The organism is Streptomyces sp. NPDC090088 (genome assembly GCF_044747345.1).
Classification (GTDB): domain Bacteria; phylum Actinomycetota; class Actinomycetes; order Streptomycetales; family Streptomycetaceae; genus Streptomyces.
This window is the reverse complement of sequence record NZ_JBIVDZ010000014.1, coordinates 110,559-131,109: the sequence shown is the minus strand read 5'-3', so window position 1 is coordinate 131,109 and position 20,551 is coordinate 110,559. Positions and strand designations below refer to the sequence as shown.

16 protein-coding genes are annotated in these 20,551 nt (G+C 72.3%); 8 read left to right on the top strand and 8 right to left on the bottom strand.

Going from position 1 to position 20,551, the window contains the following annotated elements:
- The first annotated feature begins 54 nt into the window (after positions 1-54).
- Both ACIPSJ_RS48500 and ACIPSJ_RS48495 read left to right on the top strand, forming a co-directional pair.
- Positions 55-1,335 (top strand): aminotransferase class I/II-fold pyridoxal phosphate-dependent enzyme, encoded by a 1,281-nt coding sequence (locus ACIPSJ_RS48500; protein WP_401356196.1) that lies wholly within the window; start codon positions 55-57, stop codon positions 1,333-1,335.
- Positions 1,332-2,429: an MBL fold metallo-hydrolase gene (locus ACIPSJ_RS48495; protein WP_401356194.1), complete on the top strand. Its 1,098-nt coding sequence runs from the start codon at positions 1,332-1,334 to the stop codon at positions 2,427-2,429. Before ACIPSJ_RS48500 ends, ACIPSJ_RS48495 begins: the two co-directional genes overlap by 4 nt.
- Positions 2,430-2,511: 82 nt before the next feature.
- On the opposite strand, the gene ACIPSJ_RS48490 is transcribed toward ACIPSJ_RS48495, so the two are convergent.
- Entirely contained in the window at positions 2,512-3,156 is a 645-nt protein-coding gene (locus tag ACIPSJ_RS48490) for a DedA family protein (protein WP_401356457.1), read from the bottom strand.
- A gap of 5 nt (positions 3,157-3,161) precedes the next feature.
- Positions 3,162-3,935, bottom strand: a complete 774-nt coding sequence (locus ACIPSJ_RS48485; protein ID WP_359214784.1) for an MBL fold metallo-hydrolase — start codon at positions 3,933-3,935, stop codon at positions 3,162-3,164.
- 84 nt (positions 3,936-4,019) lie between these two features.
- Between ACIPSJ_RS48485 and ACIPSJ_RS48480 the strand changes: the two genes are divergently transcribed.
- From ACIPSJ_RS48480 to dnaK, 6 genes are all read left to right on the top strand, one after another.
- Complete coding sequence (locus tag ACIPSJ_RS48480) at positions 4,020-4,451, top strand: hypothetical protein (protein ID WP_359214787.1); 432 nt, start codon at positions 4,020-4,022, stop codon at positions 4,449-4,451.
- 97 nt (positions 4,452-4,548) lie between these two features.
- Positions 4,549-6,609 carry a phage holin family protein gene (locus tag ACIPSJ_RS48475; protein WP_401356191.1) on the top strand — a complete coding sequence of 687 codons (2,061 nt, stop codon included), beginning with the start codon at positions 4,549-4,551 and terminating at the stop codon, positions 6,607-6,609.
- A gap of 185 nt (positions 6,610-6,794) precedes the next feature.
- A complete protein-coding gene (locus ACIPSJ_RS48470) occupies positions 6,795-7,856 on the top strand; it encodes an ATP-binding protein (RefSeq protein WP_401356189.1) in 1,062 nt (353 codons plus the stop codon).
- Positions 7,853-9,679 (top strand): hypothetical protein, encoded by a 1,827-nt coding sequence (locus tag ACIPSJ_RS48465; RefSeq protein ID WP_401356187.1) that lies wholly within the window; start codon positions 7,853-7,855, stop codon positions 9,677-9,679. The genes ACIPSJ_RS48470 and ACIPSJ_RS48465 overlap by 4 nt, the downstream gene beginning before the upstream one ends.
- Positions 9,680-9,758: 79 nt before the next feature.
- Positions 9,759-10,184 (top strand): OsmC family protein, encoded by a 426-nt coding sequence (locus ACIPSJ_RS48460; RefSeq protein WP_355719228.1) that lies wholly within the window; start codon positions 9,759-9,761, stop codon positions 10,182-10,184.
- Between the two features lie 135 nt (positions 10,185-10,319).
- Positions 10,320-12,167 carry a molecular chaperone DnaK gene (dnaK, locus tag ACIPSJ_RS48455; protein ID WP_401356184.1) on the top strand — a complete coding sequence of 616 codons (1,848 nt, stop codon included), beginning with the start codon at positions 10,320-10,322 and terminating at the stop codon, positions 12,165-12,167.
- Between the two features lie 6 nt (positions 12,168-12,173).
- Here the strand turns inward: dnaK and narI are convergent, their stop codons facing one another.
- The 6 genes from narI to ACIPSJ_RS48425 all read right to left on the bottom strand — a co-directional run bounded on the left by narI (position 12,174) and on the right by ACIPSJ_RS48425 (position 20,465).
- Complete coding sequence (gene narI / locus ACIPSJ_RS48450) at positions 12,174-12,896, bottom strand: respiratory nitrate reductase subunit gamma (RefSeq protein WP_359214803.1); 723 nt, start codon at positions 12,894-12,896, stop codon at positions 12,174-12,176.
- Positions 12,893-13,387: a nitrate reductase molybdenum cofactor assembly chaperone gene (narJ, locus tag ACIPSJ_RS48445; protein ID WP_359214806.1), complete on the bottom strand. Its 495-nt coding sequence runs from the start codon at positions 13,385-13,387 to the stop codon at positions 12,893-12,895. The genes narI and narJ overlap by 4 nt, the downstream gene beginning before the upstream one ends.
- Entirely contained in the window at positions 13,387-14,991 is a 1,605-nt protein-coding gene (gene narH, locus ACIPSJ_RS48440) for a nitrate reductase subunit beta (protein ID WP_401356179.1), read from the bottom strand. The genes narJ and narH overlap by 1 nt, the downstream gene beginning before the upstream one ends.
- The gene (locus ACIPSJ_RS48435) at positions 14,991-18,677 is read right to left on the bottom strand and encodes a nitrate reductase subunit alpha (protein WP_401356177.1); all 3,687 of its coding nucleotides are present in this window, start codon (positions 18,675-18,677) and stop codon (positions 14,991-14,993) included. The genes narH and ACIPSJ_RS48435 overlap by 1 nt, the downstream gene beginning before the upstream one ends.
- 78 nt (positions 18,678-18,755) lie before the next feature.
- Positions 18,756-19,571 carry an SAM-dependent methyltransferase gene (locus ACIPSJ_RS48430; protein WP_401356174.1) on the bottom strand — a complete coding sequence of 272 codons (816 nt, stop codon included), beginning with the start codon at positions 19,569-19,571 and terminating at the stop codon, positions 18,756-18,758.
- Positions 19,572-19,601: 30 nt separating this feature from the next.
- Positions 19,602-20,465, bottom strand: coding sequence for a helix-turn-helix domain-containing protein (locus ACIPSJ_RS48425; RefSeq protein WP_401356171.1), 864 nt, complete (start codon positions 20,463-20,465; stop codon positions 19,602-19,604).
- Positions 20,466-20,551: the final 86 nt, after the last annotated feature.

The following is a 20,551-nucleotide window of genomic DNA, read 5'->3' as shown; positions in this document are numbered from 1 at the left end:
GGCCCGGACCGGACAGCGGCACACGGCGGCACCACGGACTGCGCGGAGGCGGACATGCGGCGGACGGACCCCGAGGGCCACGGACCTGCCCACCACTCCCTTCCGCAGGGCCACGGCCCGGTCCGCTACGGCCCGCCCCTGCCCGACGACGGCCTGCCGGTGCTGCCCGAACTCTCCGCGGCGCTGGCCGCCGCCGCGCACCGGGGCGACGAGGAGCCGGTCGGCGGCGGACCGGCGCTGCTGGAGGCCGCCTGCGGCTACTGGGAGCGCCGCGGGCTGCCCGTCGGGCCCGACCGGGTCACCGCGGGACCCGGCGCCCCCGCCCTGCTGCTCGCGCTCACCGCCGCGCTCGGCGGCGACGTCCTGGTGCCGCGGCCCTGCGCCGCCTGGTGGGCGCCGTACGCCCGGCTGCTGGGCCGCCCGGTCTTCCATGTGGCGACCCCGGCCGAGTCCGGGGGCGTACCCGACCCGTACGCGCTGCTGGAGACCGTGCGCCGGGTCCGGGAAGAGGGCGGCGATCCCCGGCTGCTCGTGCTGTCCGTCGCCGACGACCCCACCGCCACCGTCGCCCCGCCCGAACTGCTGCACGAGACCGTGGAGGCCGCCACCGGCGAGGGACTGCACCTGGTCAGCGACGAGACCTGGCGCGACACCCTGCACGCCCCGCACGCCACCGTGCTGCTCAGCCCCGCCGAGATGGTCCCGGACCAGGTCACCGTCGTCACCGACCTGGCGGGCGCGCTGCTGCCGGCCGGCTGGCCCGCCGCCGTCGCCCGGTTCCCGGCGGGCGACACCGGTACGGCCCTGCACGCGCGCGTGCTCGACGTCCTCACCGCCCTCGGCGCCCGCCTCGCCGGACCGGTCGCGGTGGCCGCCGCGCACGCGCTCGACGAACCCGGGCCCGTCACCGCCCGCCGTGAGGCCGCCGTACGCCTGCACGCGCGCGTGGCCGCCGCCGTGCACGGCGCGGTGGTCGCCGCGGGCGGTCTGGCCCGGCCCCCGCAGGCCGGCCGGCACCTCTACGCCGACCTGGAGCCGCTGCGTGCCGCGCTCGGTGCCCAGGGGGTCGGCGACGCACAGGAGTTGGAGGAGTTCCTCACCGCCCGGCTCGGCATGCCCGCGCCCGGCGGCCACCGTTTCGGCGACGACCTCCAGGCGTTGCGCGTACGGCTCGCCACCGGCCCGCTGCTGGGCGACACCGACACCGAACGCCTGGAATGCCTCACGTCCCCCGCACCGTTGGAACTGCCACACGTGCAACGCGCGTTGATGTCCTTGGGGTCGGCACTCGACGACCTCCGCGACGACGCTCAGCGATGGGAGCCTCCTCGATGACGCAGCAGACGCATGAGTCAGGGTCGGCCACGGCGACCGCCACGACGACCCGGGACGCGGTGACCCACGCCGCCCCGACTCCCTCCGCGCCTCCGTTCCCGCCGCTCGCCGACCCCCGCCCGCTGGGTGAACTCCGGGTCTGGCCACGGACCTTCCACGACCGACTGACCGCCCCCCTGCCCGGCCTCAAGGCCATGGCCCGCTTCGCCCGCGAGGGCTCCGTCCGCCCCGGCCGCGAGGGTCTCGCCGACGTCCCCCGACTCCCTTACGCCCCCGGCCCGTTGCCGCGCGTCGCGCCCGACACCGTCGCCGTCACCTGGGCGGGACACGCCAGTTGGGTCGTCCGGACAGGCGGCCTGACCGTCCTCACCGACCCCGTCTGGTCCCGCCGCATCATCGGCACCCCCGCCCGCGTCACCCCGGTCGGCGTCCCCTGGGAGACGCTGCCGCACATCGACGCGGTCGTCATCAGCCACAACCACTACGACCACCTGGACGCCCCCACCCTGCGCCGGCTCCCGCGCGACACCCCCGTCTTCGCCCCGGCCGGACTCGGCCGCTGGTTCCGGCGCCGCCGCTTCACCACCGTCACCGAGCTGGACTGGTGGGAGGCGGCCGAACTCTCCGGCGTCCGCTTCGACTTCGTCCCCGCCCACCACTGGTCCAAGCGCAGCCTCACCGACACCTGCCACAGCCTCTGGGGCGGCTGGGTCCTCACCGCCCCCGACGGCGGCCGCCTCTACTTCGCCGGCGACACCGGCTACGGCCACTGGTTCTCCCGCATCGGCCGCCGCTACCCCGGCATCGACCTCGCCCTCATGCCCATCGGCGCCTACGACCCCCGCTGGTGGCTCAGCGACGTCCACCTCGACCCGGAGGAAGCGGTCCGCGCGACGGAGGATCTGGGGGCGAGGCGCATGGCCCCCATGCACTGGGGCACCTTCATCCTCTCGGCAGAACCGGTCCTCGAACCCCTCACCCGGGTACGCGCGGCCTGGCAGCGCGCGGGCCGGGACCGGGAGGACCTGTGGGACCTGCCGGTGGGAGCGTCGAGGGTCCTGGAGCGGACTTCACTCGAAAGCGCCATCGACTGAAGCGCCCCGACAGGGGCGCTGGGGGTCCCCCCGGCCGAAGGCTGGGGGAGGAACTGCGCGACCAGCCACAACGCACCCGCAGCTACCCACGCACCGCACCACCCCGAACTCGGCGCACCACACTCGGCGCCACACCGATCACCACCGTCAGCCCCACCGCCACCACAACCCCCTCCCACGGCTCCGGGAACAGCGACCCGCCCAGAATCCCGATCACCTGGTACGTGGCCGCCCACGCCAGACACGCGGGCCCGTTCCCCCGCGCGAACCGCCTGAGCGGCCACTCCGCCAGCAGACACGCCAGCATCACCGGTATCCGCCCGGCCGGCACCAGCCGGGACAGCACCAGCACGGCGACCCCGTGCTCCGCCAGTTTCGACTGCGCCTGCGACAGCCGCTCCTCCGGCGCCCGCGCCCGGATCGCCGCCAGCCACCGCGACCCGTTCTTCGACCCCATCCCGCGCCGCCCGAGCCAGTACAGCGCCGCGTCCCCGAGGAAGGCGGCCAGCGACGCCGTCACGAACACCAGGGCCAGCGCGAACGGCGCCGTCTGGTGAAACGCCACCACCGCCGCCGAACTCACCAGCGCCCCCGTCGGCACCACCGGCAGCAACGCCCCGATCAGCACCAGCAGGAACAGCGTCGGATACCCGATCGCCTGCTGCGTCGACTCGGTCGACGACGAGGTCGCCGCCGTGGACCCGGCGGCGGCCGCCAGCACCAGCAGCGGTCTCACCGTGCGACCTCCAGCCGCACACCCTCCCCGTGGCCGAGCCGGTGCACCGCCACCTGCGGCGCGTACTCCGCCGCGAGGCGCACGAACTCCTCGCCCGGCGCATGGAACTCGTGCGGGCGCACCGCGTCCATGCCGATCGGCCAGTACGTCCCGTAGTGCACCGGCACCGCGCTGCGCGGCGCCAGGGCGGCCAGCGCCCGTGCCGCCCGCCCGGCGTCCAGGTGCCCCTCCCCGAGATACGGCCCCCACCCGCCGACCGGCAGCAGGGCCACGTCCACCGGGCCCACCGCCCCGGCCATCTCGTCGAACAGCCCGGTGTCCCCGGCGAAGTACGTCCGGGCCGCGCCCTCCACGACGTACCCGAGGGCGGGGGAGCGGTGCGGGCCGACCGGCAGCCGGCGCCCGTCGTGCCGCGCGGGGACGGCCCGTACGACGAGGGGGCCGACGTGTATCTCGTCCCCGACGCCCATCTCGGTGATCCGCAGCTGACGGAGCCTGCGGAGCGCGGGCACCGCCCGTGGTGCGCCCCGGGGCACGAGCAGGCGCGTGCCCGGGGCGAGCCCGGCGAGCGAGGGGACGTGCAGATGGTCGGCGTGCAGGTGGGAGACGAGCGCGAGGTCGGCGCGGCGGGCCTCGGACGGCGGCGGGGCGCCCCGGCGCCGACGCAGATGCGCGAGCCGGCGCGCGAACAGAGGATCGGTGAGCACGCGTACGCCCGAATCCTCGATCGTGCAGGTGGCGTGACCCCACCAGGTGATCTCCACCGGCACCTTCTTTGCCTCCTTCGCGCGACTCCCCGAAGCCTACGTGCAGGAGTAGGGTCGGCGGCGAAACCCGGAGGTGAGGGGGACGCCATGGGACAGCTGCGGGGTGCCTCCGGCGGGCTCGGGCCGGTGCGCGTGACCGCCATCGCGAGTCTGACGCCCCTGGAGGAACTGGAGATCGACCCCTTCCTGGTCGACTCCCGCAGCCAGCACGCGATGTGTGCGCGCTGGGCCGTGGAACACGGATACGTCATCGCTCGTGAACTCCTGGTCCGCGGCCTGCGGCACGACCACAGCGCCCTGTGGGCGGGGGTCCGGCCCGGCCTCGACGTCTTCGTCGCCCCCAGCAGACGGGTCCTGGAGAGCGCGCTGTCGTCGGTGGAGGAGTTCACGGCGGAGTGCGCGAGACGCGGGGTGCGGGTGGAGACGGTGGGCCGGGCCGAGCCCTGCTACGACGCCCAGATGAAGGCCAGGGTCCACCGCAGGCTGTCGATGCCGACGGCCGGCTACGACGGGAGATGAGCCCGCTCGCGCCCCGCGGCCGCAGGACGCCGTATGACAGTGTTGACGGCAGCAGATCCGCGGCCGGCGCGGGTCGCGGACGTGAGGTCGGTGGCGCGTGCGGTGGCGGCGGGTCGTCAGTCAGCTCGGGCGGAGCGTCGCGGTCTGGGCGGTGTCCACCGTCACCATGCTGGTCCTCGCCGGGATCCTGCCCGACTTCCAGCTCCAGTCCCCCGACGGTGACAGCGCCACCCGCATCGCCATGACAGCGGCCCTCGGCGCCGGTGTCTTCGGTGTGCTCTCCGCCGTCGTATGGCCCCTTCTCGTACGGCTGCTGCTGCTCGTGCCCGCGCTCGTCCTCGGTCTGCTGGTCTTCTTCCTCAACGGCTCCCTGCTGCTCGTCGCCCTGCGCGTCAACCCCTCCGGGCAGAGCGAGGCGGCGCCGGAGACCGCCGTGATCGTCGCCGCCGTGATGTCCGCCGTCGCCTCCGCCACCGGCGGTGCGCTCGCCGTCCGCGACGACGACGCCTACCGGCGCCGGCTCTCCCGCCTCGCCACCCGCCGCCGCAAGTTCCACCCGCCGTGCCCGGCCGCCCCCGGCACCGTCTTCCTCCAGCTCGACGGCGTCGGCCACGACGTCCTCACCGCCGCCGTCGCCAAGGGCCTGATGCCGACCGTGGCCGGCTGGCTGGGCGCGGGGGAGGAGCAGCCCACCCACCGGCTCACCCCCTGGCGCACCGACTGGTCCAGCCAGACCGGCGCCAGCCAGCTCGGCATCCTGCACGGCTCGAACTTCGACGTCCCCGCCTTCCGCTGGTACGAGAAGGAGCACCGGGAGGTGATGGTCTGCAACCGGCCGTCCAGCGCCGCCGAACTCCAGCGCCGGGCCGTCGAGCGGACCGCCGACGGCGGCCTGCTCACCCTGGACGGCGCCAGCCGCGGCAACCTCTTCAGCGGCGGCGCCGACGAACAGGCCCTCGTGCTGTCCATCGCCACCCGGCGCCGGGGCCGGGAGAACCGTTCCCGCGCCGGTTACTTCGCCTACTTCTCCGACCCCGCCAACGCCGTGCGCACCGCGCTCTCCTTCTTCGCCGAGGTCGGCCGCGAGCTCCGCGAGTCCACCACGGCCAGGATGCGCAAGCAGCGGCCACGCGTCGCACGCGGCGGCCTCTACCCCTTCGTCCGGGCCTTCGCGACCGTCGTCGAACGGGACGTCGTCGTGGCCGCCGTCATGGGCGACCTGCTCGTCGGCCGCAGCGCCGTCTACGCCGACCTCGTCGCCTACGACGAGGTGGCCCACCACTCGGGGCCGCGCAGCCGGGACACCGAGAAGGTGCTGCAACGCCTGGACCGCGCCCTCGCCCTGATCGAGAAGGCCGCCGAGCACGCCCCGCGGCCGTACAGGATCGTCGTCCTCTCCGACCACGGCCAGAGCCCCGGCGAGACCTTCCACACCCGCTACGGCCTCACCCTCGGCGACCTGGTCCGGGCCGGCTGCGGGCTGCACGTACCGCGGCGGGCCGAGCGGACCCACAGCGGTACGGAGGCCCGGGCCGCCGTCCGCGCGGCCCTGCGCCGGCCTGTCGAGGAGGGCGGCGAGAAGCACCGGCCGACCCGCGGCTCCGAGCCGGTCGTGCTCGCCTCCGGCAACCTCGGCCTGGTCTCCTTCCCGGACGTGCCGCACCGGATGACCAAGGAGGAGATCGACGCCCGCCACCCGGCGCTGCTCACCACCCTCGCCAACCATCCCGGCGTCGGGTTCCTGCTGGTGCGCAGCGAGGAGCACGGCGGGCTGGTGCTCGGCGCGTACGGGGCGGAGATACCGCTCGACCGGCTCGACGCCTGTCCGGGGCCGCTGGGCGTGTTCGGCGCGGGCGCCGCCGATGCCGTCCGGCGGACCCACTCCTTCCCGCACACCGCCGACATCATGGTCAACTCGTGGTACGACCCGGACTCCGGCGAAGTGCTGGCCTTCGAGGAGCAGATCGGGTCGCACGGGGGGTTGGGGGGCGCGCAGGGGAGGCCGTTCCTGTTGTCGCCGGTCGACTTCTCGGCGCCGACGGGCGAGGGAGAGGAGCTGGTCGGTGCGGAGGCCGTGCATCGGGTGCTGCGGGGGTGGCTCCGGGAGGTGGACGGGCCGCAGGTTCCGGTGACCGAGGAAGAGGAGAAGGCCGCGTAGTTCGTTCGCTGCGGGCCGGTGGGGGCTGGGCGCGCAGTTCCTCCCCCAGCCTTCGGCCGGGGGACCCCCAGCGCCCCTGACGGGGCGCTTCGCCCAGCCGCGGATAAATGGGCTGCGTTCCTCCTGCCCGCGACACAGACTGTTCGAGTCGTCACGCCTCCGAACGCTTCCCAAGGAGACGCCTCTTGCAGGCAGCCGTCACTGTCACGCCCTCCCGTCTTCCCGAGCTGCTGCTCGGTCTCGCCACCGTGCGGCCCGTGTTCGTCTGGGGCGCGCCCGGTATCGGAAAGTCCTCGCTGGTGCGGGAGTTCGCCGAGTCGCTCGGGCTGGAGTGCGTGAGTCTGCTCGGTACGCAGCTCGCGCCCGAGGACCTGATCGGCGTCCCGCAGATCCGGGACGGGCGGTCGGTCTTCTGCCCGCCGGAGGCGATCGCCCGGGACGAGCCGTACTGTCTGTTCCTGGACGAGCTGAACGCGGCCACGCCGGATGTGCAGAAGGCGTTCTACTCGCTGATCCTGGACCGGCGGGTCGGCAACTACGAGCTGCCGAAGGGGTCGATCGTGATCGGCGCCGGCAACCGGGCCACCGACAACGCGCTGGCCCGGCCCATCGCCTCCGCGCTCGTCAACCGGCTGGCCCACGTCCATCTGGAGGCCTCCGCGCACGACTGGCTCGCCTGGGCCGGCGCCCACGGGATCCACCCGTGGATCGTGGACCACCTCACCGACCGGCCGGACCACCTGTGGTCCAAGCCGCCGAAGACCGAGGAGGCGTTCTCCACCCCTCGGTCCTGGCACATGCTCTCCGACGCCCTGCACTCCTTCGGGCACGGCCTCGACGAGGGAACGCTGAAGGTCCTCGCGCACGGCACGCTGACGCCCGCGCACGCGACCGCCTTCTGCGGCTACGTCAAGATCGTGCGCAGCCGGTTCGGGATCGAGGCCATCCTCAAGGGGGACGCGGGCTGGCCGCACCGGATCGAGGACCGCGACCTGCTGTACTACCTCGCCGAGTCGTTCCGCGGGCGGCTGGTCAAGGACCTGCCCGCCGCCAAGGAGCACATGTCGGCGAACGGCCGGCAGACCGCGTACCGGGCCAAGTCGCTGCTGGTGCAGCTCGCCGAGATCTCCGTCGAGGTCGCCCAGACCGTCATCGCCTCCGACGCCGACGGCAACCCCGTGCTGCCCGCCTGGTTCCTGGTCGAGGCGGCCCGGGACATGCCCCGCCTGGTCGAGGCCCGGCGATGAGCCGGGCCGCCGCCGGCAAAGGGCAGAAGAAGGAGCAGAAGAAAGAGCAGAAGAAGGACCCGGCCGCGGAGAACTTCGCGGCCGGGGTCGAGCTGCTGCGCGCCAACCCGGCGCTGCGGGCCGTCGAGTTCACCATCTGCCGGCACGAGAAGTGCGAACTCGCGCCCCGCGACGGGCTGGTGCGCGCCGACTCGGACGGCGTGCTGCACGCGCACGCCACCCGGCGCGCCGAACCGGCCGAGTGGGCCTGGGCGTTGGCCCACTGCACCATCCATCTCGGCTTCGGGCACCTCCCGGCCGCCACCGGACCGCGCAGCCAGCCCGACCGCTACGAACTGGCCGCCCGCTGCACCGTCGTCAACCGGTTCCTGGGGACCTTCCCGGTCGGCGAGGCGCCGGACCACCTGCCCGCGTCCTACCCGGAGGGCGACGAGGAGCGGCTCGCCGCCGGCTGGCGGCGCCTCGGCTCCGTCCCGGCCGCCTACGAACGCGGTGGCACAGGCGGCGGCGAACCGGACCAGCTGCTGCTCTCCTGGAGCAAGTGGGCCGGCCAGGTCCCCGACTGGCAGCTGGCGTTCGCGCACGCGCTGACCCGCACCATGTCCCGCGCCATGGACCTGGCCGGCGGCCGCCGCACCTCCATGTCCGGCCCGCCGACCCCGCGGCGCCCCTGGGAGCGGGCGCTGGACTGGTTCGTCTCCTCCTATCCGCTGCTCGGCGGTATCGCGGCCGGCATCAAGCTGGTCGCCGACGCCGAACTGGCCCGCGCCCACGACATCGCGATCGCCGCCGTCAACCCGGAGGCGGGCGAGATCTACGTCAACCCGCTGCGCACCCTGGACGAAGAGGAGTGGCGGTTCGTCCTCGCCCACGAGATGCTGCACGCCGCCCTGCGCCACGGCGACCGCCTCGGCGGCCGTGATCACTTCCTCTTCAACATCGCCTGCGACTACGTCATCAACGGCTGGCTGGTCGAGATGCGCGTCGGCACCATGCCCGAAGGGCTGCTGTACGACCCGGAGTTGAAGGACCTCTCGGCCGAGGAGGTGTACGACCGGATCGCCGTCGACCTGCGCCGGATGCGCCGGCTGGCCACCCTGCGCGGCAAGGGGCGCGGTGATGTGCTGGGCGCGCCGATCAGACCGCCCGGCGCGTATGTCGACCTCGACGAGTTCTACCGCCGGGGGCTGGGCAACGGCCTGGAACTGCACCGGACGCAGGAGCGGGGCTTCCTGCCCGGCGGGCTGGTCGAGGAGATCCGGGCGCTCAGTCATCCGCCGCTGCCCTGGGACGCGCGACTGGCCCGCTGGTTCGACGAGTTCGTACCCAGCCCGGTGGCCGTACGGTCGTACGCCCGCCCCTCCCGCCGGCAGTCCGCCACCCCGGACATCCCGCGCGCGGGCCGGTACTTCCCGCCCGAGGAGGTGGCCCGCTGCACCTTCGGGGTGGTCCTCGACACCTCCGGCTCCATGGACCGCACCCTGCTCGGCAAGGCCCTCGGCGCGATCGCCTCCTACGCCGGGGCGCGTGACGTACCGGCCGCCCGGGTCGTCTTCTGCGACGCGGCCCCGTACGACGCCGGATACCTGCCGGCGACCGAGATCGCGGGCCGGGTCCGGGTGCACGGCCGTGGCGGCACCGTCCTGCAGCCCGGCATCGACCTGCTGCAGCGCGCGGACGACTTCCCGCCGAACGCACCGGTCTTGGTGATCACCGACGGCTGGTGCGACGTCCTGCGGGTGCGACGCGAGCACGCGTATCTGATCCCGGACGGCCGTCGCCTGCCGTTCACTCCCCGTGGGCCGGTCTTCCGGGTGCGGTGAGCCCGGATGTGATCGGATGGGAGGCAGCGAATCCGGTTCGATCGCCTGCAGTCGCCTGCATATGCCGAAAGGAACAACCGTGGCCACCACGCGCACCGCACACACCGTCTGGGAAGGCAGTCTCCTGGAGGGCAACGGTGTCATCACCTTCGACTCCTCCGGTATCGGCCAGCAGCCGGTCACCTGGGCCTCGCGCTCGCAGGAGGCGAACGGCAAGACCAGCCCCGAGGAGCTGATCGCGGCCGCCCACTCCAGCTGCTTCTCCATGGCCCTCTCGCACGCCCTGGCCGGCGCCGGTACCCCGCCCACCAAGCTGGTGACCAGCGCCGACGTCGGCTTCCAGCCGGGCGAGGGCATCACCGGGATCCACCTGACCGTCGAGGGCACGGTCCCCGGCCTGGACCAGGAGGGCTTCGTCGCCGCCGCGGAGGAGGCCAAGAAGAACTGCCCGGTCAGCCAGGCCCTGGCCGGCACCACCATCACCCTGGACGCCAAGCTCGCCTGACCGCCGTCCCCCTTCGGATGCCGCGCCCCGTCCTCGGGGCGCGGCTTCGTTGTTCACGGGGTACCCGGCATTGACAACGGCCCGCTCAGGTTTTGATCTGGAGTCGGGGAAGTGCCCGGGCGGAAGGGGACGGACATGGCACGTGCGGTCGGAATCGATCTCGGTACGACGAACTCGGTGGTGGCCGTCCTGGAGGGCGGTGAGCCCACCGTCGTCGCCAACGCCGAGGGCGCGCGCACCACCCCCTCGGTGGTGGCCTTCGCGAAGAACGGCGAGGTGCTGGTCGGCGAGGTCGCCAAGCGGCAGGCGGTGACCAACGTGGACCGCACCGCACGCTCGGTGAAACGGCACATGGGCGACGCGGACTGGCGCTTCCCGGAGAGCGGGTCCGTCGACGGCGCCCGGCTGCGGGCCCAGGAACTGTCGGCGCGGGTGCTGCAGAAACTCAAGCGGGACACCGAGGCCTACCTCGGCGAGGACGTCACCGACGCGGTGATCACCGTACCCGCGTACTTCGACGACGCGCAGCGGCAGGCCACCAAGGAGGCCGGGGAGATCGCCGGTCTGAAGGTGCTGCGGATCATCAACGAGCCGACCGCCGCGGCCCTCGCCTACGGCCTGGACCGGGGCGAGGAGCAGACCGTGCTCGTCTTCGACCTCGGCGGCGGCACCTTCGACGTCTCTCTCCTGGAGATCGGCGACGGCGTGATCGAGGTCAAGGCGACCAACGGCGACACGCGTCTGGGCGGCGACGACTGGGACCAGCGGGTCGTCGAGCACCTCGTCAAACGGTTCAAGGGGCAGTACGGCGTCGATCTCGGCAACGACAGGATGGCGCTGCAACGGCTGCGCGAGGGTGCCGAGAAGGCCAAGATCGAGCTGTCCTCGTCGACGGAGACGTCGATCAACCTGCCGTACATCACCGCCTCCGCCGAGGGGCCGCTGCACCTGGAGGAGAAGCTGACGCGGGCTCAGTTCCAGGAGCTGACCGCGGACTTGCTGGACCGCTGCAAGAAGCCCTTCCATCAGGCCGTCAAGGACGCGGGCGTGCGGCTGTCCGCGATCGACCACGTCATCCTGGTCGGCGGCTCCACCCGGATGCCTGCCGTCACCGACCTGGTGAAGGAACTCACCGGCAAGGACCCGCACAAGGGCGTCAACCCGGACGAGGTCGTCGCGGTCGGGGCGGCCCTGCAGGCGGGTGTGATCCGCGGCGACGTCAAGGACGTGCTGCTCCTCGACGTCACCCCGCTGTCCCTGGGCATCGAGACCAAGGGCGGCATCATGACCAGGCTCATCGAGCGCAACACCACGATCCCCACCCGGCGTTCGGAGATCTTCACCACCGCCGCCGACAACCAGCCCTCGGTCGGCATCCAGGTCTACCAGGGCGAGCGGGAGATCGCCGCGTACAACAAGAAGCTCGGCGTCTTCGACCTCACCGGTCTGCCGCCGGCGCCGCGCGGTGTCCCGCAGATCGAGGTCGCCTTCGACATCGACGCGAACGGGATCATGCACGTCTCGGCGAAGGACCTCGCCACCGGCCGCGAGCAGAAGATGACCGTGACCGGCGGCTCCGCGCTCCCCAAGGACGACATCGACCGCATGATGCGGGAGGCCGAGCAGTACGCCGAGGAGGACCGCAACCGCCGTGAGGCCGCGGAGACCCGCAACCAGGCCGAGCAACTCGTCTACCAGACCGAGAAGTTCGTCCGCGAGAACGAGGAGCGGGTGCCGGCGGAGGTGAGGGCCGACGTGGAGGGCGCGGTGGCCGAGCTGAAGGCGCTGCTGGAGCGGAACGCCGACACCGCCGAACTCCGGGGCGGGGTGGAGAAGCTGGCCACGGTGAGCCAGCGGATGGGCCAGGCCATGTACGCGTCGGCCGCCGGCGGTCCGGCCGAGGAACAGCGGGCCTCCGAAGCCGACGAGGAGGGTGTGGTGGACGCGGAGATCGTGGACGACGAGAGGGGTGCGGCCGGCTGAGGCGGGTCAGCGGCGGGTTGTTTCCCAGCCACGGCGGTCTGGCCTTGGGCCCAGTTGTTTCGGGTCTCTTGTCCGGTAGACCACGTAGGGGCGGAAGAGGTACGGCAGTGGGGCGCTGAACATGTGGACGAGGCGGGTGTAGGGGACCAGGGCGATGAGGATCATGCCGACGACGGCGTGGATCTGGTAGAGGACCGGGACGTCCGCCATCAGGGCCGTCCGGGGCTGGAGGGTGAAGAGGCTGCGGGCCCAGGGGGCGATGGTCTCGCGGTAGTCGTAGCCGTCGCCGGAGGCGTGGGTGAGTTTCGCGGTCATGCCCAGCACGATGGCGGCGACCAGGAAGAGGTACATGACCTTGTCGTTGGTCGTGGTGGCGCGGAGGACGGGGGCGCGGGTGCGGCGGCGGTAGAGGAGGAGGGCCAGGCCGGCCACGGTGAGGGCGCCCGCGAACGTGCCGCCGTAGAGGGAGAACAGGTGGTAGGTGTGTTCGCCGACGCCGGCGGCGGCCGTCCAGGACGTGGGGACGAACAGGCCGACGAGGTGGCCGGCGAGGACGAAGAGGATGCCGTAGTGGAAGGCCGGGGAGGCGATGTTGAGGAGCTTCGACTCGTAGACCTGGGAGGAGCGGGTGGTCCAGCCGTACTTGTCGTAGCGGTAGCGCCAGACCAGGCCGGCCACGAGGAGGGCGAAGGCGATGTAGGGCAGGGCGCCCCACAGGAGGGTGGTCATCGGCGTGCTCCGGTGGGGGCCGGCGGCAGCGTGGCGCAGACCGCGTCCAGGACGGACGCGTAGGGCGTGCCGAAGTCCGCGAGCCGGCAGCGGAGCTGCTCCAGGCAGTCGCGGTGCTCGGTGAGCAGGTCCGTGTTGCCGGTGCGGGCCGTGAACTCCAGGACCGCGGGCAGGAAGTCCGGCAGTTCCTCGCCGGTGAACTCCATGCCGTACGCCTTGTAGAGGTCCTTGAACCGGACCAGGGACATGCCCCGGCGGCGGGTGTCGCCGTCCTGCCACCAGCTGAGGTAGAGGCTGTGCCGGTTCTTGAAGTCGAAGACCTGTACGTAGTGCGCGGCCAGCTCCTGCGGTGGGGTCACCGTCGCGTGGTCGGTGAACTCCCGCAGTTGCGGGGCGGCTTCGCGCAGCAGCGGCAGCCGGGCGACGAAGTCGTCGTCCGGGTACGTGAGACAGAGCGCCGCCGCCTGGTAGAACACCGCGTCCGAGGGCATCAGTCCTCCTTCGCCTCGTCGGAAGTGTCGGAGGTCTGCCGTCTGCGCAGCACGTGGAAGTTCTCCACCGACACCAGAGGGAGCAGTTTCCGGCCCGAGTCCTGGCCGAAGGGTCCGTCGCCGCCCATACCCGGGCCGCCGTCGTAGTCCAGGCTGCACCCCTCGGGCAGCGCGGACTCCTCCAGGCGGCGGGCGTCGCCGACCGCCGCCGTGGGGATGACATAGCGGTCCTCGTACTTGGCGATCGCGAGCAGCCGGTACATCGCCTCGATCTCCTCCGGCGCCATCCCCACGGCGGCGCCGATCGCCGCGTCCGGCTCCTCGCCGAGGTTGAGCGCCCGCATGTGGGAGCGCATCGCGGCCAGCTTCTCCAGGGACGCCCGCACCGGGACGGTGTCACCGGCGGTGAACATCTCGGCGAGGTACTCCAGGGGGATGCGCAGGGTGTCGATCGCGGCGAAGAGGTTTCCGGCGTCCTCGCCGTCGTGGCCGGTCTCCGAGAGCGCCTCCACGACCGGGGACAGCGGCGGGATGTACCAGACCATCGGCAGGGTGCGGTACTCCGGATGCAGCGGCAGCGCCACCCGGTACTTGCTGATCAGGCGGTGCACGGGGGAGCGGCGGGCCGCCTCCATCCAGTCGTACGGGATGCCCGCCGCCTCGCAGGCGACCTGCACCCCCGGATCCTCCGGGTCGAGGAAGACCCCCAACTGGGCCTCGTACAGCGCCTTCTCGTCCTTGGTCTCGGCCGCCGCCGTCACCTTGTCGGCGTCGTAGAGGATCACCCCGAGATAGCGCAGCCGGCCCACGCAGGTCTCCGAGCAGACCGTCGGCAGGCCCACTTCCAGGCGCGGGTAGCACAGCGTGCACTTCTCGGCCTTGCCGGTGGCGTGGTTGAAGTAGACCTTCTTGTACGGGCATCCGGTCACGCACATCCGCCAGCCCCGGCACTGGTCCTGGTCGACCAGGACGATGCCGTCCTCCGCCCGCTTGTACATCGCACCGGACGGGCAGGACGCCACGCAGGACGGGTTCAGGCAGTGCTCGCAGATGCGGGGAAGGTAGAACATGAAGGTCTGCTCGAACTCGAACTTCACCTTGTCGGCGGCCTGTTGCCGGGTGCGTTCGACCATCGGGTCCAGGTCGCCGTAGGCGGGGGCGCCGGCCAGGTTGTCGTCCCAGTTCGAGGACCACTCGATCTTCATCGGCTTGCCGTCGAGCTGCGAGACCGGGCGGGCCACCGGGTAGTCGTCGCCGAGCGGGGCGTCGGTGAGGTTCTTGTAGTCGTACGTCCAGGGCTCGTAGTAGTCCTTGATCTCCGGGAGCCTGGGGTTGGAGAAGATCCCGGCGAGCTTGTGCAGCCGCCCGCCCGCCTTGAGCCTCAGTGCCCCGCGCCGGTTCAGCTCCCAGCCGCCGCGCCAGGTCTCCTGGTCCTCGTAGCGGCGCGGATAGCCCTGGCCGGGCCGGGTCTCGACGTTGTTGAACCAGACGTACTCCATGCCCCGCCGGTTGGTCCACGCCTGCTTGCAGGTGACCGAACAGGTGTGGCAGCCGATGCACTTGTCGAGGTTCATCACCATCGCGATCTGGGCCATGGGACGCATCAGTACTCGACCTCCTGGCCGCGACGGCGGATCACCGTCACCTCGTCACGCTGGTTGCCCGTGGGGCCCAGATAGTTGAAGGCCCAGGACAGCTGGGCGTAACCGCCGATCAGGTGGGACGGCTTGAGGATGAGGCGGGTGAGGGTGTTGTGGATGCCGCCGCGCCTGCCGGTGGTCTCCGTCTTCGGGACGGCCACCGTGCGTTCCTGCGCGTGGTGCATGTACACCGTGCCGGCCGGCATCCGGTGCGAGACCACCGCGCGGGCCGTCACCACGCCGTTGCGGTTGACCGCCTCGACCCAGTCGTTGTCCTGCACCCCGATGGCGTCCGCGTCCTGCGGGGACATCCAGATGTTCTGGCCGCCCCGGGAGAGCGCGAGCATGAACAGGTTGTCCTGGTACTCGGAGTGGATCGACCACTTGTTGTGCGGGGTGAGGTAACGGACCGTCACCTCACGCTGTCCGTCGGGGCCGAGCCGCGGTTCGCCGAAGAGCCGGTGCATGTCGAGCGGCGGCCGGTAGATCGGCAGCGCCTCGCCGAGTTCGTGCATCCAGTCGTGGTCGAGGAAGAAGTGCTGGCGGCCGGTGAGGGTGTGCCAGGGCTTGAGCTGCTCGGTGTTGAGGGTGAACGCCGTGTAGCGCCGGCCGCCGGACTCGCTGCCCGACCACTCCGGCGAGGTGATCACCGGGACCGGGGCCGCCTGGGTGTCGGCGTAGGTGACCCGCTTGCCCTCGTGCTCGGCGGCGAGGTGCGCCATCCGCTGCCCGGTGCGCCGCTCCAGTGTGCGGAAACCCTGGGTGGCGAGCCGGCCGTTGGTGGTGCCGGACAGCGCCAGGATGGCGTCGGCCGCCTTCACCGCGGTGTCCAGGGACGGGCGGCCCTGGTAGCCGACGCCGTTCGACTCCCGCAGCCGCGCCACCTCTTCGTCCGGCTTCAGGGTGATCCCCTTGGCAGGCAGGCCCAGTTGTTCCACCAGCGGCCCCAGCGCCGCGAACTTGGCGCCGATCGCGGTGTAGTCCCGCTCGACCACGGTCAGGTTCGGCATGGTCTCGCCCGGGACCGGATCGCACTCCCCGCGCTTCCAGTCCCGCACCACCCCACCGGGCTGGGCGATCTCCCCCGGGGTGTCGTGCTGCAGCGGCGTGGCCACCAGGTCCCGGCGCACCCCGAGATGGTCCACGGCCAGCTCGCTCAGCCGCTCCGCGAGCGCCTTGAAGGTGTCGAAGTCGGTGCGCGCCTGCCAGGGCGGGTCCACGGCCGGGGTGAAGGAGTGCACGTAGGGGTGCATGTCCGTCGACGACAGGTCGTGCTTCTCGTACCAGGTGGCGGCGGGCAGCACGACGTCCGACAGCAGGGTCGAGGAGGTCTGCCGGAAGTCCAGGGAGAGGAGGAGATCGAGCTTGCCCTCGGGTGCCTCCTCGCGCCACGTCACGTCCCGGGGGCGCTCGTCCGGGGCCGCCTCCTCGGCGCGCAGCGAGGAGTGCGTGCCCAGCAGGTGCCTGGTGAAGTACTCGGCGCCCTTCGCCGACGAGCCGAGGAGGTTGGCCCGCCAGAGGGTCAGCACGCGCGGCCAGTTCGCCGGGGCGTCCGGGTCCTCGCACGCGAACTTCAGTGTCCCCGTGCGGAGTTCGGCCACCGCCTTGGCCACCGGGTCGCCGAACACCGCACCCAGTTCCAGGGGGTTGCGGTCGAAGGTCGGGTACGAGGGCATCCAGCCCGTGCGGGCCGACAGGGCGAGGCAGTCCGCGCCGGTCATACCCGCGAACCGGCCCTCGCCGAGCGGCGAGGCCAGGACGTCGGCGCCGAAACGGTCGTAGCGCCACTGGTCGGTGTTGAGGAACCAGTAGGCCGTGCCGATCATCTGGCGCGGCGGCCGGGACCAGTCGTTGGCGGAGGCCAGCGAGGCCCAGCCGGTCACCGGACGGCACTTCTCCTGGCCGACGTAGTGCGCCCAGCCGCCGCCGTTGCGGCCCTGGCAGCCGGTCAGCTGGAGGAGGGACAGGAAGGCGCGGTAGATGGTCTCCGAGTGGAACCAGTGGTTGGTGCCGGCACCCATCAGGATCATGCAGCGGCCCTTGGAGCGCTCGGCGGTCCGCGCGAACTCCCGTGCGATCTTGACGCACTTGGCGGCCGGGACCGAGGTGTGCCGCTCCTGCCAGGCGGGGGTGCCCGGAGTGCTCGCGTCCTCGTAGTGGGTGGGCCAGCCGCCGCCCGGCAGGCCGTGCCGCCACACCCCGTACTGCGCGAGCAGCAGGTCGTAGACGGTCGTCACCAGGGGGCCGTCCGGCCCGCCCAGCCGGGTCGCGGGCACCCCGCGCCGCAGCACCTCGCCACGCCCCTGGCCGTGCTCGCCGCCCTCCGTGTCGAAGCGCGGCAGCAGCACCTCGACCCCGCTCGCGACCCCACTGCCGTACAGGCTCAACTGTGGTTCGACGGCGCCGAGTTCGAGGTTCCAGCGGCCCTCGCCGGTGTCGGTCCAGCGGAAGCCGAGGGAGCCGTTGGGGACGACCGCGCGGCCGGAGGCGGCGTCCAGGACGACCGTCTTCCACTCGGCGCCCTCGCCCCGCTGCCCGAGGTCGGCGGCGCGCAGGAACTTGCCGGGCACATACGCGCCGTCCCGTTCGGTGAGGGTCACCAGGAACGGCAGGTCGGTGAACTTCCGTACGTAGTCCGTGAAGAACGGCGTCTCACGGTCGACGAAGAACTCCTTCAGGACGACGTGGCCCATCGCGAGGGCCAGCGCGCCGTCCGTGCCGGGGTGCGGGTGCAGCCACTCGTCGGCGAACTTGGCGTTGTCCGCGTAGTCGGGGGCGACCACGACCACCTTCTGGCCGCGGTAGCGGGCCTCCGCCATCCAGTGCGCGTCCGGGGTGCGGGTCACCGGGACGTTCGAGCCCCACATCATCAGGTAGGCCGCGTCCCACCAGTCGCCGGACTCCGGCACGTCCGTCTGGTCGCCGAAGACCTGCGGGGAGGCCACCGGGAGGTCCGCGTACCAGTCGTAGAACGAGAGCATCGGGGCGCCGATGAGGGAGTGGTAGCGGGCGCCCGCCGCGTGCGACACCATCGACATCGCGGGGATGGGGGAGAAGCCGGCGATGCGGTCCGGGCCGTGGGCCTTGATGGTGTGCACCTGGGCGGCGGCGACGATCTCCACCGCCTCGTCCCAGGTCGCCCGCACCAGGCCGCCCTTGCCGCGCGCCCGCTGGTAACGGCGGCGGCGCTCGGGGTCGTTCTGGAGGTCCGCCCAGGCGGCCACGGGATCCCGCAGCCGGCTCTTCGCCTCCCGGTACATCTCAAGGAGCACGCCCCGGACATACGGGTAGCGCACCCGCGTCGGCGAGTACGTGTACCAGGAGAACGCGGCGCCGCGCGGGCAGCCGCGGGGTTCGTACTCGGGGCGGTCGGGGCCGACCGACGGGTAGTCCGTCTCCTGGGTCTCCCAGGTGATGATCCCGTCCTTGACGTACACCTTCCAGCGACAGGAACCCGTGCAGTTCACCCCGTGGGTGGACTGCACGACCTTGTCGTGGCTCCAGCGGTCCCGGTAGAAGGCGTCCGCCTCCCGGCCGCCGGTCAGGGCCACGCTGTGCAGGTCGGGTGCGGGCGTGCCGGGCCGGAAGAACCGGGCGGCGCCCAGCAGCGCCGCGCCCGGCTCCTTGGGCGGTGTCTCGGTGTCGGTCACCTGCGCTCCCTTGCTCACCCTTCGCTTCGACGCTAGGGGCGGGCGCGGGAACGCACCTGTTCAGGGCACCCGGACGGGTCAGACCTTGAGGGCGACCCCGCCGTACACCGGCACGATGCCCTCCTGCTGGAGCGCCACGTCCTGCGGGTCCGGACGCCAGCCGGAGACCGGGATCACGCCGGGGCCGAGCAGTTCCAGGCCGTCGAAGAAGCGGGCGAACGCGGGCAGCGAACGCGGGTGGAAGGGGGTGCCGCTGCGCCGGAAGTTCTCGGCCGCCTGCGCGATCGCCTCGGGGCTGAGGTCCGGGGTGACCTGGGAGAGGATCAGATGGCTGCCGGGGGCGAGCGCGTCGACGTACCGCTTCAGCAGGCCGTACACGTCGTCGCCGGCCGGGTCGTCGTCGAGGTAGTGGGTCAGCGCCACCAGCGACAGCGCGACCGGCTCCTTGAAGTCCAGCGACTCGGCGGCCCGGGCCAGCAGGGTGTCGACGTCCCGGACGTCGGCGTGCACATACGAGGTGCTGCCCTCGGGCGTGCCCCGCAGCAGGGCCTCGGCGTGCCGCAGCACGATCGGGTCGTTGTCCGCGTACACCACCTTCGACTCCGCCGCCACGCCCTGCGCCACCTGGTGCAGATTGGGCTCGGTGGGGATGCCGGTGCCGATGTCCAGGAACTGGCGGGTACCGGACTCGGCGGCGGTCCGCACGGCCCGCTGCATGAACCGGCGGTTGGCGCGCGCCCCGCGCAGCACCGTGCCGTCCACGGCGAGGATCTTCCGGGCGAGTTCCTCGTCCACCGGGTAGTTGTCCTTGCCGCCCAGCCACCAGTCGTACACCCGCGCCGGATGCGGCCGGCTCGTGTCGACGGCGGTGGGCGCGGGCTCGGGTGCGGTCACGGTGTGTGCTCTCCTCTGGTCCTCTGGTTCTCAGATTTTGTCGCGGTACTCGCGCAGCAGGTCCTCGGTCCGCTGGGCCGAGGCGGCCCGGGCCGTCATGTGGTCCAGGACCTCCAGATGGGCCCCGACCTCGTCCCGCGAGTCCAGGTACAGGGCGCCGGTCAGGTACTCGGTGAAGACCATGTCCGGCAGTTCGGGCTCGGCGAACCGGAAGAGGGTGAACGGCGCGTACGTCCCCGGGTGCGGGCCGCTCGCGAACTCGGCTATCTGCAGGGTGATCCGGTCCCGTTCGACGTAGGAGAGCAGCTTGTCCACCTGCTCGCGCATCACGCCGCAGTCGATGCTGACCGGGCGCCGCAGCACCGTCTCGTCCATGATCACCCACAGGTGGGGCGGATCGTCCTGCTCCAGCAGCCGCTGCCGGGTCATGCGCAGCGCCACATGCCGCTCGACGGCCGCCGGGTCGGCGTGCCCGATCGTCCCGGCCTCCATCACGGCCCGCGCGTACGCCTCGGTCTGCAACAGGCCGGGGAAGAAGTGCGGTTCGTACGAGCGCACCACCCGGGCCGCGCCCTCCAGGCTCACGTACAGGCTGAACCAGTCCGGCAGCACATCGTGGAACCGCTGCCACCAGCCCGGCTGGTTGGCCTCCTCGGCCAGCCGCACGAACGCGCCCTGCTCCTCCTCGGCCACCCCGTACGTCTCCAGCAGCACCTGGACGTACGGGATCTTCAGCGCGACCTCGGCCATCTCCATGCGCCGTACGGTCGCCTGCGCCACCCGCAGGACCCGCGCGGCCTCGTCCCGGCCCAGGCCCGCCGCCTCGCGCAGCTCCTGCAACCGCTTGCCGAGCACGACCTGACCAACCGTGGGCGCAGCACGCCGCTCACTCACGCCACGCCTCCCCTACGTGCACAAGTACGCGTGCAGTCTGACACGCGATGCCGCCGTCGCACACGTTGTCGAGGCAGACTCCTGTG

Bases quoted from the DNA above. Each gene is read 5' to 3' on its own strand.
- ACIPSJ_RS48500 (WP_401356196.1), top strand. From the start codon at position 55: ATGCGGCGGACGGACCCCGAGGGCCACGGACCTGCCCACCACTCCCTT.
- ACIPSJ_RS48495 (WP_401356194.1), top strand. From the start codon at position 1,332: ATGACGCAGCAGACGCATGAGTCAGGGTCGGCCACGGCGACCGCCACG.
- ACIPSJ_RS48480 (WP_359214787.1), top strand. From the start codon at position 4,020: ATGGGACAGCTGCGGGGTGCCTCCGGCGGGCTCGGGCCGGTGCGCGTG.
- ACIPSJ_RS48465 (WP_401356187.1), top strand. From the start codon at position 7,853: ATGAGCCGGGCCGCCGCCGGCAAAGGGCAGAAGAAGGAGCAGAAGAAA.
- dnaK (WP_401356184.1), top strand. From the start codon at position 10,320: ATGGCACGTGCGGTCGGAATCGATCTCGGTACGACGAACTCGGTGGTG.
- narI (WP_359214803.1), bottom strand. From the start codon at position 12,896: ATGACCACCCTCCTGTGGGGCGCCCTGCCCTACATCGCCTTCGCCCTC.
- narJ (WP_359214806.1), bottom strand. From the start codon at position 13,387: ATGCCCTCGGACGCGGTGTTCTACCAGGCGGCGGCGCTCTGTCTCACG.
- narH (WP_401356179.1), bottom strand. From the start codon at position 14,991: ATGCGTCCCATGGCCCAGATCGCGATGGTGATGAACCTCGACAAGTGC.